The organism is Pseudomonas brassicacearum subsp. neoaurantiaca (genome assembly GCF_013608025.1).
In the GTDB taxonomy this organism is placed as follows: domain Bacteria; phylum Pseudomonadota; class Gammaproteobacteria; order Pseudomonadales; family Pseudomonadaceae; genus Aquipseudomonas.
Genome location: NZ_VDLV01000020.1, coordinates 260,215 through 273,962, shown reverse-complemented (window position 1 = coordinate 273,962; position 13,748 = coordinate 260,215). Strand labels below are relative to the sequence as shown.

Genomic DNA, 13,748 nt, shown 5'->3' with positions numbered 1-13,748 from the left:
ACCATGGCCAACCCCCGTCCGGCTGTCGAGCTGTTGCGTCAAGTCTTAGGTAAAGACGTGCCCAGCGAATACACCGTTTTCAAGACTTACCTGGAGCAAGGAGGCTCGATTTTCCCCTTGGTTGAAATGGGCGCGCGGGGGTTGATGAAGCAATACGACCTCAGCGCCGATGACGCTCAAAGGTTCTTGAGGCGGGCCAACAGCATGGCCATTTACGTGCGGCGCCAGTTCATCGAGCAGCGCCTACAGCATGACAAGCAAACGCCCAAGGGGGCCGGCAGCGGTTTGCTGTCGCTGGTGGAGGGGCCCAGTTTCGAGGCGCTGTTCAAGCCCGAGTTCGATGGGTTCTGCCCGCCGCAGGCGCTGGAATCCCTCGCGTCGCCCGTGGCCTATCTGATCGAATTGCTGCGGTGGATCCAGGATCGCATCGAGCCGGAATCAAGCAGCGAAATGGGCCGACTCCGGTTGCGCGACAGGCGCCGAGACCTGATGGATTTGAGCGTTGATTACAACGCGGTCCACCGATCGGTGTCTGCGGTGGACATCATCGTCAAGGTGTTGGAGACATTCATCAAAGGGCACGAGTCGCAAAGGCCCGCTACCAGCAGCCTCGAAGAGGCCATGTTCGAGGCACGTTATCCCAGCGGGCTTCCGTATTTCCAGGATTGGACCACGCTGGATGAGATTGCCCGTGACAACGGCCTTTCAGTGGGCAGTTTCGTGCGTGCCATTGACCCTGCTTTTCCTTACTTTTGGCAGGAGCGGCGCACACCGGAATTGGGCCATGCCCTGACCCACGCGTCGCGGTTAGGGGCGCATCAGCGTGAACTCCTCACCGAAGCGCCGGCCGAGTATGGGGGAACTGGCGGCGGGAAGGCTGACGAGCTGTCTCATGTCCAGTTTTATGACCGAAATTTCGGTACCACCGGGCTGGAATTCAAGGATCTCAACCAAGTGCCCTTCTTTGGCCAGCGCACCAAGCTTGCCACGCCGGCGTTGGAGTCGTTGTTGGCGTTGCGTGGCTTCGTACCCGTGCGCTCCGCCAATGTGGTCTTCCCGTCAGGGGCGCCTGTTGCGCCTGAAAGTGAGCGTTCGGGGGCGGTTTACCTGAACGCCGGTACAGCACCGGCCATTAGCATCATCCCTGGCGATACGTCGGGCACTTACAAGTTGACGCCGGACCCTGACACCGCCCAGGGATTGGAGCGCTTTGACCGCATTAACCGCAAATTACGCCTGGACCAGTGGCTGGATTTGCCCAGCGAAGAGGTGGACGCATTGCTGGTGGCGGCCATCAAGGCCGAGGCGCGCGGCGCGTCTGCTGTAACTGACTGGCGGATCACCGATGCTACCTTGCGGGGGCTGGGATTGTTCCAATCACTGCGCGAGCGCTACGGGTGCACGGCGCCCGATTTTGCTGTGTTTATCGACGAGTTGTCAGTTTATGGCCGTGGCGAGACCCCCTCGCAGTTTGACCAGATATTCAATGGCCAGGGCGACTATGGCGATCCATTTATCCTTGACGGCGCACCGTTTTCGATAGTGCCCGAACCCGGGGAGGTCGACCTGACTGTCATCCAGCTGTGCGGCGCATTGCGGATTGACCTCAAAACCTATCAGTACCTGGCCGAGGCAATTGCCAAGGCCCATGGCCTCGACAAGGGCAAGCTGTCGCGCAGCAACGACATCCTGTCCAGTTTTTACCGCATGGTACGGTTGCCACGGTTGCTGGGGATGACACCGGCCGAGGGCGTCCTGATGCTCACGCTGTTGGATGGCGAGGACTTGCTCGGGGGCTTGGCGGGCGTTCCGAAGATAGATTCGAGCCTGTCGGATGTGCTCAGCATCATCCATAGCATGGACACCTGCGTGCAATGGTGCGCCGATCGCAATTTCTCGGTGCTCTGGATGCTGCAGCAAATCGCGCCACTACAAGCTTCGGCGGTCACGGACGCCGAACGCCAGTTGTTCGACGCGGTTCTGAACTTGCTACCGGGCGCCCTGTTAACCCACCAAGTGTTGCTGACAGCCGGTGTGCCGGCACCGACGGGCGGCAACTGGCTGGAGCTGCTGACGAAACTGGTGGACCCCGAGGGACTGGTCATCGCCTCTACGGTAACCGAGGCCGAGTACCTGGCGACTGCGCGGCAAGAGCTGGACCAGGCTGTGATGGACGGCTTGGGTGCTGCCTACGAATCTGAGCGCCCGGCCATTGTCGAGCGCATGATCGCGGTGTTGCTACAGGCCCGGGATGGCCAGGCATCGGTGTTGAAGGAATGCCTGGCAGTGTATATGGGTGACAACGTCGGGCAGGCACTTAACGTCCTGGCTTGGGCCGGTGCCACGGTTTACCAGTTGCTGGGGCTGGTGCTCGAACGTGCGCGGGCGGATCTGGACGACGCTTCGCGCGGTCGTGGCGACGAGCCGGGGCCGTTACTCACACTGTTGGCGGATATACGCCGCCGCGGTGCGGTGGTGTCGACGCTGGGGCTGAGTGTCGAGCTGTTGCAAGACTATCTGGCGTACGGCCATAAAGCCTGGCTGGGGGAGAATGACCCGCGCGCGTTTACCCTTCGTACGCTTTATTACCTGACCACGCTCACCCACGCCTTTGAACTGGGCGAACAACCGGCGAGCGAATTGCTCGGTTATCTGCGCGAGGTCAACCAACTTCCTGACTTGCCGGGTAAGGATGCGCGGGAGCTGGCCGAGCAAGCGGCGACGATCAGGCTCGCGGCGTTTTTTGGCTGGAGCGTCCAGGATGTCGGCGAGTGCCTCAGCCGTATCGACCCCAACCTGAAAGTTCTGAAAAACCTGAGCCAACTGGATCTGCTGATCCGCGTGCGCGTGCTGGCGATGCGCACGGGCATGGACGCCTTGACCATTTTCCTGATTGGCGAGCTCGCGCCGTCCGTTACCGTTCCACCCGCCAAGGCGAAGTACCAAGAGGCTGCTGCTCGTGCGTTGCTGAGCCTGTCCGAAACCCGTGCGCCCCGGGGCTATGTTGCCGAGGATCCGGGGCGGCTCTTCACCCTTACCTATGTCGCGGATAAAGAAGAGGTAGTGGCAAACAAGACAGGCGAAAGCATCATTTTCACCGTTACCCTGAAAAACCGCGAAGGCGATCCGTTGAGCGGCGTTCAGGTCCGAGGGACCGCGGTTCTAGGAAGCATCCCGCCCCGTGATACGGATATCCACGGTGTGGTCAGTCTCGTCTACACGCCGGGGTCGGTCATGGGTACGGATACGCCCTTGTTCTGGGTGGACCTGTTCGAGCCGGTGCCGGGCCCGACCATCAATATCGTTGCCGACTTGAGTCAGCTGGTGTTCTCGCCATTTCTGATGTCGCGTGTGCCTTTGCAGGGCGTGCCCTTCGGCCAAGAGGTGGAACTCTATGCCACTTTGAAGGACAGGAGCGGCAACCTGGTCAAAAACCATCCGGTGCAGTGGACATTCCAGGAGGACGTAAAGGAGTTGGATCAGCTGGTTTTTCGGCCCGCAGTCACCCGCACCAACCAGGACGGCCAGACCCGCGTGTTCGTCACGAGCCCTACCGGCGGTAACTTCAAGATCAGTGTTGAATCCGGTGTAAAGGCGAACTTCGAACCTATTAATTTCCTCCCGCAGGAGTAGACGATCATGGCAATGAATACATTGGGCAGTCTGCAAGAGAAGCGCCGAAACGCCCTGGTCGAATACTGCCTGGGACAGCTTAAAGACAGCACCGGAGCGCCGGTGTACCCCTTCCTGAGAACCCCGAACGACCTGTTCGAATTGTTGCGCATGGACCCGCTGGACAATCAACCGGTCCAGAGCAGCTGGGTCGCCGAAGCGACGAGTTGCGCGCAGCAGTTCATTCATGCGGCCTACCGCAAGCTGGAGCCTGGTTATGCGCAGGTGGAGTTCAGAGCGCAGGATCTGGCCACTTGGGAGCTCTACAGCAATTATTCGGATTGGGCGGCGGTGCAACTCATTGCCCTTTACCCGGAAAACTTCATCAACCCCTTTGTGCGTCGGCGCAAGACCAGCCTGTTCAAGACCTTGGAAAACAACCTGAACCAGACCCGCTTGAACAGCGACTCGGTTCAGTCGGCCCTGCAAGATTATCTGCAATCGTTCGAGCAAACCTGCAACCTGGACGTCATCAGTAGCTACATGGACGGAGCGTCCCCCAGCCATGCCGACTATTACTTCGTAGGTCGTCAGCGGGTGCCGCCGTTTCAATATTTCTGGCGCAAGGCCGAAGTGGAGCTCTCTCCCGAGAGCACCGCTATCAACCCTGCGGCATGGAGTGAGTGGCAGCCGGTGGATATTCCTGCCGACGGGGCGGTCATGGATATCCGTCCGGTGTTCTGGAACGGTCGGTTGTGCCTGGTATGGGCCGAGTGGCATCACCAGGTGACGGGGGAGGACATCGAGAAAAGCACGCCGCACCGGCTGGACATCAACGTGGCGTTCATGGGCCAGAACGGTCGATGGTCGGCACCGCTGAGCCTGCATTCCTCTTGGAGGAAAGAAGACCTTTCCCAAGGGGCGCGGCTGGTCGCTACCTTGTTGATCGACAGCGCCCACCCCAAGGGCAGGCTGGGGGTGGGGTTGTTCAAGGACGTAGGTTTGGAAAAGGTGCTTAGAGTATTCGCGGTTCGTGATGTGTTGTTCCGTCCCGTGGAGGGGGATGACGGGAGCTGGATGGAGTTCGTGGCTACCGATCGCTTCAAGACGGTCGACGTGGTCCAACACGCCTTGCCGAACCAGCCGACGATGGTCGTCAGCGATGTCCAAATAGGCGAGTTGACAGAGTTCCTGGAGCTGCGGGCCGTGGCGCTTCGCGTCAACGGTAACGACAAGCTTTATATTCAGGGGTACTGCCGGCCAACGGACTCGTCTGGTCCTGACGTCGAATTGACGCTCAAGATTATTGATCAACCAATCGGCGACCCTGATCCCATCACCGGTACCTATTCCCGTGAGGGCGGTTGGAGTACCCCCTGGATGATACTCAGCCGGCGCGCGGGCACCTGGAATGGGCAGGATTTTTCGTTCGGTGATCCAAAGGATACAAACGGACTGGGCAGAAGAAAATTTGAAATATCCGTCAGCGACATAAGTGGCTTCACTCCTGCGAGCCTGCTTAAAAACACCCGGAACGCTGCGCAATTCTTATCGTTGGAGCAGACGGGACTGGCGTTGAAATATGCTCGCCTGAACTCGCTGTTCGGCCCCGAGCTGGTGCAACGCGCCAATATTTCGGTCGATGCGGTGCTCGATTGGCAGACGCAGTTTCTAGCGGAGCCGGGCCCCGAGTCCGGCACGATCGATGAGCCGAACGGCGCGTTCAACGGCGCGAATGGTCTGTTTTTCTGGGAATTGTTTTTTCACTTGCCCCACCTGGTGGCCGTGCGGCTGAGTACCGAAGACCGCTTTGTGGAAGCACAAAACTGGCTGCACTACCTGTTCGACCCGCAAGCGCCCGCCGACGTCTCCAAGCTCAATCCAGACGCCAAGCCCTTGTACTGGCGCTGCCGGCCCTTGGTGGAAGCAGGCGACGTGGGGCGTGAAGCCCAGGATCCAAGCGACCCCGACGCCATTGGCTACTCGGCCCCCCGGCATTTCAGGATACGGGTGTTTACCGAATACGTCAGGAACCTGATGGCCTGGGGAGACTGGCATTACCGTCAGCTTACCCGTGACAGTTTGGTGGCGGCCAAGTTGTGCTATGTCCAGGCCGAGTTCCTGATGGGGCCGGAACCGGTGATACGCACGGTGAACCGGTGGGAAACCGACACGGTGCGGAATCTCTTGAACAATGGCGCTTCGCGCCCTGACCTCGAAGCTTTCGAAAGCGGACAGGAGATCGGACTGGAGGATTTTCCCGCCGCCGCCGAAGCTGCGCCGTGGATGGGCTTGCTGGCAAACGAGCCGTTCAAAGAACCGATCGACGGTGCACTGCTGGAGTTGTACCGGTTGCCCGGCCAGCGCCTGGGCAACTTGCGTAACAACCTGACCCTGGATGGCAGGCCGTTGGACGTACCGCTGTTCAGCCCAGCCACGGATCCGAATCAGCTGTTGCGTGATCTGGCCAGTGGCAGCGGCGCCGTGCGCCCCATGGGTGGTCGGCTGGTGGTCGGTGCGTTTCGCTGGCGCGTGTCTTTCGACGCGGCATTGCGGGCGGTGCAGACGTTGCAGGATTACGGCAACCAAGTGTTGCGGTTGCTCGACCAACGAGACCGGGCCGAGCAGGAGGAAACGCAGCAAACCCACCTCGTGGAGCTGGGGGCCTATGCCCGGACCATGCAGCAACAGAGCATCGACCAGTTGCAAGCGAACCAGGACGCGTTGCAGCAAAGCCGCTCGGTGGCCCAGGAGCGGGCCGAGGCCTATGGACGACTGTATGAGGAAAACGTGTCGCCGGGTGAGTATCAGGTCATGGATAGAATCCAGCTCTCCAAACAGTTTGCATTGGCGTCGTCGAGCATCAAGCCGGCAGCGGCCGCCATCGCCGCGTTCCCCAATGTCTTTGGTCTGGCCAACGGTGGGCATCGCCTGGACGCGATCCTCGACGCGGTGAGTTTCGGGCTCGGTATCACCGCTTCGGTGCATCAAATGGAGGCGGAGAAAGAGGCAACCACCGAAGGTTATCGTCGTCGCCGCGAAGAATGGCAACTGCAACGCAACCAGGCGCTGGCCGAAGTGCGCGCCATCGATGCGCAAATCACTGCGCAAAGTCATGCCGTGCAAGCTGCGCAAACGGCGCTTGCGCAAACCCTCATGGCTAACAACCAGGCCTTGATGGTTTACAACTTCATGAAGAAACGTGCGAGCAATGCCGAGCTGTTCGGCTGGTTGTTAGGCCAACTCAAGGCGTTGCACTACCAGGCTTACGACGCTGTGGTCAGTTTGTGCCTCAGCGCCCAGGCTTCGCTGAATGCTGAAACCGGCGACTACGATACGCAGGTGCCTTTGCCTCAAGTCTGGTTGGACAACCGTCACGGTTTGACAGCGGGCGAGCACCTGCGCGGGTATTTGCTGCGCATGGAGCGGGACTACCTGCAACGCCACGAACGGCGACTGGAATTGGTCAAGACGGTTTCCCTGCGGCAATTGTTCGGCGATACAGTCGAACCGCAGCCCGGTATCGGTAGCTGGGAAGCGGCCCTGGGACAGCTGAAACAAAGGGGAACCCTGGAATTCCAACTGACCCAGTTGCTGCTCGACCGCGATCATCCCGGGCATTACTGCCGGCAAATCAGCTCTGTGGAGGTCGACCTGCCTGTGGTGACGGGGCCTTACGAAAACGTACGGGCCACCTTGCTGCAAGTCAGCAGTATGACCGCCACCCAGGCGTCGGTCCCCTCGGTGGAATACCTGCATACACCCACTTCCGGCGTGGCGCCTTCCGATGTGCAGATCAACCTGCGCAGCGGTCAGCAGATCGCGTTGTCGGTGGGCATCGCCGACAACGGCATGGTGGCCATGAAACCTGACGAAGGGTTGCTCAACCCGTTCGAGAACACCGGGGCGGTTTCACGCTGGGTGTTGAATTTTCCTTGGCCGGACAAGGCGCCTCAACGCACCATGTTGGCCGCGTTGACGGACATCATCGTGCGCATCCGCTACACCGCCAAGGCCGGCGAGCCGACGTTCGTGCGTACCGTCATGGATCTGGTGACCGAAAAAGAAGAGACCGCGCAAGACAAAGTGCGCTTGATAACCGCTGAAGAGGCAAGCCGTGATGAATAAGCAGAGCAGGCTTGCTGTCCGGGCCAATGAGAGCCTTGTGCTCAATGGCGATTTCCAGCGCGGCTTTATCAACTGGACCAAAGACGGCAATTCGAGGTGGTTAAGTACCGGGTCGGATAACTATCAGGGGGAGCAAATTCCGTACCTGGTCGCCGGTGGCGGGGCGTCTGTCTTTCAGACATTTCGGGTGCCAAAAGCGCCGGGCGACTCAGCCCGGTACGTGCTGAGTTTTCTGTGCGAGTCGCGACAGGACTCGGCGGGTCGCTTGGTGGTGGAGGTCGACGGGAAACCCGATAACCGTTTTGAAATTGCTTTGGAACCCACTGGCAAAGCCCAGCGCCTGGCGCAGCAGCAGGGCGCTGAGCCCTTGGTTTTCGAGCCGATCGTGTACCACTGTCAACTGGATGACGAGCTTTCGTTTGACGACCAGGACACACTCAAACTCAGCGTAATCAGCGCGCCGAACGCACCCGATGATGATTATTCGTTGCTGTACATCACGCGTATCAAACTCCAGGTGCTGTTGGAGCCCTTGGTACTGCAGACGATCAAGCTCGACGATCAATCCTTGTCGGTAACGGAGCGTTTGCCTTTATGCCTGGGGGCGGAGCATCGGCTTGAGTTCGTTCCGGCGTCGGGGAATGCATGGGAGGGGACTCTGGCCGCGCTCACCAGCGACGACAATCCGCAGGAGGCGATTATCGCGACGCCGGGTTGGGGGATGGACCACGACATGGCGTCGCCGTGGTTAATCGAATGCCCGCAGATCGGTAATCAATACCCTTATCGGTTTTGCATGAAACTGATCAACCAGTACACGGCCGAGGCTCATCCGGTGGAGGTATCGCTCGGGCATCACCGGTTGGCCTTCCTCGAGGTGCGCGAAGCGACCTATTTCCCAGTCCTCGAGTATGGACAAAGTGTCTGCCTGGGGGTTCGGGTCGGTTCGCCTTACACCGAGCAGGCTCTGACTGGGCAGACAGTGAACTGGAACGTCACGCCCGGCCAGGTCAAAACGGTTTCTGTCACGGACGACCAGGGCTGGGCCTATTTCGAATATCAGCCGACCCAGGCCGGTGGGTTGGAGATCGAGGCATCGGTCGAAAGCCTCTATTACGGTACGGGTGTCGTGGCGCAAACCTTCCCGGTTCGGGTCCTTGAAACGGATCCGTGGAACGATGTACGCGTGGTCGTAGAGCGAGAGGAAGCGCCTTGGGCGGAGAAAACCGGTTATCCCAACCGGGGCTCGGATTATGCGCTGGAGCTGCGGTTGCCCGAGGCCTTGATCGGCACCGACCTGTCGTTGCGTTGGAGCGGCGACTCCCATGAGCAACTGGGCGTTGGGGTCAACCCGGCGTTGGACCTTGCGGTCCGGGTTGACGATGCAGGACTGACCTGGACTTTGACCAGTGAAGATAAGCTTGATGGCCTGTTCTCCCTGGAGTTGGTGTGCTCGAAGCTGCTTTCACACTCACCGAAAAAGTCCATGTCGCTGGCCCGAAATCTGGTCAAGGTGGGCGAAGTACGCGAGGCCAATAAATTCCCGTTGGTGGACGACGACGAAAGTGTGTTGTTGCGCGTGCAAGTGGTGCATGTCACCAGCCAAGGTGACGGTGAGCCTGTTGTCAATGCACAGGTGGAGTGGAGCACGCCGGAAGAGACCAGCGCCACGGTAACGGGAAATGGTGGTTGGGCGAGCTTCCTGTACACGCCCATCAGCGCGGGGGACAAGGTCGTCACCGCGAGCATCAAGTCCCCCGTGGAGGCCGCACCCGTTACGCACGCGTTCAATGTGACGGCGATTGCAAGCAGCCCTTGGAAGGGGAACGTCAACATTCTGCTCGATGGGGAAGTCGTCGAGCCTGGTTTGCTGGGTGTGCTTTGCCGACGTGGCCAGACCCATGTGCTGAAAGTCGTGCCGGTGGCTGGCAGTTCCTGGATCGGCAGAGATATCAGTTTGCATTGGCGGGGTTCCGACCCGGATATCGGCTTGGTGCTCGCTGACCTTGGAACCGCCAAGCCGCTGATCGCAGCCTGCGTGGAGTGGAGAATTTCTTCGCAGGCTGAAACCAGTACCAGCAGCCTTTTCGATCTGGAGCTGCGTCTTGCTGGCGAGGAAACGGTTCGGGAACTGTCCGGGCGGTTGGTGGCAATGAATTTGTTGGAGGAAGTCAGCCTGCGGTTTGATCAGATAGACGCCGCGCTGGATGGCCAACCGCTTTATCCGTGCCTGGGCGCGCAACACCGTTTCACGGTCATGCCCAACGCGTTGAGCCCATTGGTGGGGTTGACCTCGAAGTTGACTTGGTCTGGTGCCTCCGCGGCAGAGCTGGGGGCGACGGTCGAGCCGGCTTTGGCGAACGGCCAGCCCATCAGCGACGGCGGCGCGAGCTGGACGCTGGACTTTACCGGCAGCGAGGTACCGGGCGAATTCAACTTGGCCTGGGAACTGTCTCTGTTGGACTTCCAAGCGACCGCCAAGCCGATGCAGCTGGGCCATAACAAAGTCCGGATCCAGGCGTGGCGCGACTCAGCAGTGGACCCGGTGGTGGGAGAGGATCCGGCGTGGGTGTGGGTTCAGGTGTTTTCGCACTTCACCGGGCAGGGCGTCGCCGAAGTCCCGGTGACTTGGGCTGCGAATGACTCGCGCGCGGCGCACACCGATGCCGAAGGCTGGGCCGGTTTTGACGTGCAAGCGTCAAGCGCGGGCGAGCAGACGGTAATGGCCTCGGTCATCAGCGCCTACGACGGTTACCAGGAGCAACGCACGTTCGAGGTAACGGCATTGACCAGCGATCCATGGGAGGACTTGACCGTCAGCTTCGATGGTGCCGAGTCATGCCGCTGGGGCGAGAAGACTTATTTCCCGCGACGCGACGGCAAACACGAACTTGTGCTGACGGCTCCCGCAAATAGCCCCTTGCTTGATGGACACCTGACCCTGGGCATGACCGGAACCGGTCCGACGGAGCTGGGGATTACCTTTACATCCGGGGCGCTGGGTGTGGCGCGTCAGTTCGAGGAAGGAAGCCTGCGCTACGCGTTCAACGTGGGCAACCTGAAGGATGGGAGTTTTGCCTTGTGCCTGGCGTCGCAGCGCCTCGCCCGCCTTTCGCCAGCCAATGCCCTGTCAGTGGGCGAGGGCAACCAGGTGTTGGAATTCGGCTGGGATACGCGCGCGGATCAAACGCTGGACTGGAAGCAGGAACTGGTCGAACACATCACCATAATCTCTTCCGTCAACCGCAGGCCCGTGGCCGGTGTCGCCGTCAACTGGCACAGCGCAGACCTGGGAACGGTGGCCACGGTGACCAACTATTACGGGGTGGCTCGCATACGCTTCGTGCCAACGACCCCCGGCGCGGCCCAACTGACCGCGACGGTGGGCAGCGGGGACACCGCCAGATCGATTACGCGGACGTTTTCCGTGAACGAGCCGCGGGAGATCAAGTCGCTGACCAGCGAGAAAACCTACGGCCACTTCGGAGAAGAAGTTTCAGCGCTGGCCACGGTGGTGTCAGCCATCGATAGCAAGCCGTTGCAGGGCGTTGAGGTTCAGTGGGATTACCCGGGCATCACGCTCGACGCGACGAAGACCGATGCCGATGGGGTTGCACGGGTGACGTTCAGTTTGACGGGAATTTGGCGGGGGGGTTTGGAGGCGGTCGTCAAAGGCGGTTCTGCCGGGTGGGAGGTGAAACACCTGGAGTTCGGGTTGCTGCCCGCGCCCGACATGGACGTTGTATTCGATGGTATGCCGGTTGTGTTCGGGGGCGCCGCCTATCCTTGCCATGGGGCGACGCACACGATCCGGGTGAGCCCGACATTGTCCAGCAGGCTCTCGGGCATGCATATCCGGTTGATCTGGGACGGGGATGCTGCCGAAGAGATCGGTGCGGAGATCAGGCCTCCGTTAGAGGAAGCGCAACTGCTGACTGACGAAGGGGTCACTTGGGAGCTCGATTTCAGCGGTACTAGTCGCAATGTCGAGTTTTCCTTGAGCATGGAGGTGGTGGAGACGGGGGAGGTCAGTGAGCGGTTGGTTATGTCGTTGGGCCATAACTTGGTGACGGCTGAGCGTTGGGCTACGGAGCATCAGGGTTGGCCAGAATGGGAGACATATTTCGTAAGATATATTCGCGCCACGTCTGTGTACCTGAATCAACCGGCACCTTACGTGATCGTTCGCATCAACGGCGCGCCCATCGTGAACACCAACGCTAACGGCGTGTACTCCACATCTGAACAGGGCTACGGGCCCAAGTACCTGTCGATTGTTAACTGGTACAACATGACCATCGTCTGAGACCGCTTGGCTCCATCGAGCAACCAACGCCGGAAAGGCCTTGGTTGCTCATCCATCCCCCGCCTTTTTCCAGGCCAGATATTGCGTCACCAACGCCGCTCCCAACTCACTGGGGCGCGAATCCAACGTCGGGACCCCATGGCTATCCAACCGCCGATACAGCTCGGCCCGCGCATTCAAATACTCCACCGTCCCGCAATACGCCAGCGCCTCGGGCAAATCTTGCACCGACCCTTGGCGCAGCCGGTCCAGTGCTTCCTCCCGCAGGCTCGCGACCAGCACCTTGTGTTGGCGGCCCAGGCGTTTGATCGCAACCAGCAGATCGTCGTCGTCCTCATCCCGCAGGTTGGTCACCAGCACCACCAAGGCCCTGCGTTTCTGCCGGGCCAGCAGTTGGGTGACGGCGGCCTGGTAGTCCGCGGGCTGTTGGCTGCTGTCCAGGTCGTACACGGTGTTGAGCAACACGTTGAGTTGGCCGGTGCCTTTGACCGGGGCGAGGAAACGCGGTTGTTCGCTGGCGAAAGTGCTCAGGCCCACGGCGTCACCCTGGCGCAGGGCGGTGTAGCTGAGCAGCAGGCAGGCGTTGAGGGCGTGATCGAAATGCGACAACTCATCGTCCTGGCTGCGCATGCGCCGGCCGCAGTCGAGCATGAAAATGATCTGCTGGTCGCGCTCGTCTTCATATTCCCGAGCGATCGGCGCGCGGTGGCGAGCGGTGGCTTTCCAGTCGATCTGGCGCAGGCTGTCGCCTTCGCGGAATTCGCGCAATTGATGGAATTCCTGGCCCTGGCCCCGTCGTTGTCGCTGGCGAATGCCCAATTGGCTGAGCCAGTTGTCCACGGCCAGCAGTTGACCGTCGTAGAGACGGGCGAAGTCCGGGTAGACGCGGGTGTTGTCGACGGCGGCGAGCAGGCGCTTTTCGGTCCACAGGCCCATTGGGCTCGGCAGGTTGATTTCGCATTGTTCGAAGCTGAAGTGACCGCGCTTCAGAGGGCGGACGCGGTAGCCGAGCTGGGTGAGCTGGCCGGGTTGTAGTTCCGCTGAAAGAGGGAGGTGTTCGAAGTCCAGGCCATCGGGCACGTGGTCGAAGAGCTGGATTTTCAATGGCTGGGCCAGGTCGTGGCTGATGTCCAGGCGCACGTCGCTCCAGCGGCCTAGTGCCAGGCTGCCGGGCAGTTGCCGCAGGATTCGAGGCGAGGGCAGGCGACGGACGCGCACCGCGTCGAGTATCGCCAAGGCGAGTAACGCCAACAGCAAGCCCCAGTGGATCGACAGCAAAGTTGTGGGCACGGCGATGCCCAACGCTCGCAAGGCGCCCAGGACGGTGCCGACGGTCAGCAGAATGGCGGGCCAGATCAAGAGCAGGTGCGAAGGCTTCATGGCTGTAACTCAATGCTAGGGTGACAACCCATTGTGGCGAGGGAGCTTGCTCCCGCTGGAGGCGCAGCCTCCCTTTGCGGTGTGCCAGATAGAATCTGAGGTCTGCTGCGCAGCCCAGCGGGAGCAAGCTCCCTCGCCACAAGGGAATGCGTTGCCCCGGCCAGCATGTGCAAGGGCACGGCATTCACAATCGCGGCGCCGAGACTTGATCGAGCAACTGCCCCAGCACCTGATCCACCGAAAGCCCCTCGATGTCCAGCCCCGGCGATGCCCAGCGCTCGCAAGGCACCCAGGACAGTGCCGACGGTCAGCAGAATGGCGG

General features: G+C 60.6%; 4 protein-coding genes. 3 read left to right on the top strand and 1 reads right to left on the bottom strand.

The window, feature by feature from the left end; all coding sequences use genetic code 11:
• Positions 1-3 precede the first annotated feature (3 nt).
• The 3 genes from FHK92_RS14780 to FHK92_RS14770 are packed head-to-tail and all read left to right on the top strand — an operon-like array spanning position 4 to position 12,046.
• Entirely contained in the window at positions 4-3,633 is a 3,630-nt protein-coding gene (locus FHK92_RS14780) for a Tc toxin subunit A (RefSeq protein WP_181288706.1), read from the top strand.
• Positions 3,634-3,639: 6 nt separating this feature from the next.
• A complete protein-coding gene (locus FHK92_RS14775; protein ID WP_181288705.1) occupies positions 3,640-7,740 on the top strand; it encodes a Tc toxin subunit A-related protein in 4,101 nt (1,366 codons plus the stop codon).
• Complete coding sequence (locus tag FHK92_RS14770; protein ID WP_181288704.1) at positions 7,733-12,046, top strand: hypothetical protein; 4,314 nt, start codon at positions 7,733-7,735, stop codon at positions 12,044-12,046. Before FHK92_RS14775 ends, FHK92_RS14770 begins: the two co-directional genes overlap by 8 nt.
• Positions 12,047-12,094: 48 nt before the next feature.
• Here the strand turns inward: FHK92_RS14770 and FHK92_RS14765 are convergent, their stop codons facing one another.
• Complete coding sequence (locus FHK92_RS14765; RefSeq protein WP_181288703.1) at positions 12,095-13,426, bottom strand: DUF58 domain-containing protein; 1,332 nt, start codon at positions 13,424-13,426, stop codon at positions 12,095-12,097.
• Positions 13,427-13,748 lie beyond the last annotated feature (322 nt).

Coding starts and splice junctions, on each gene's coding strand:
- FHK92_RS14780 (WP_181288706.1), top strand. CDS start 4: ATGGCCAACCCCCGTCCGGCTGTCGAGCTGTTGCGTCAAGTCTTAGGT.
- FHK92_RS14775 (WP_181288705.1), top strand. CDS start 3,640: ATGGCAATGAATACATTGGGCAGTCTGCAAGAGAAGCGCCGAAACGCC.
- FHK92_RS14770 (WP_181288704.1), top strand. CDS start 7,733: ATGAATAAGCAGAGCAGGCTTGCTGTCCGGGCCAATGAGAGCCTTGTG.
- FHK92_RS14765 (WP_181288703.1), bottom strand. CDS start 13,426: ATGAAGCCTTCGCACCTGCTCTTGATCTGGCCCGCCATTCTGCTGACC.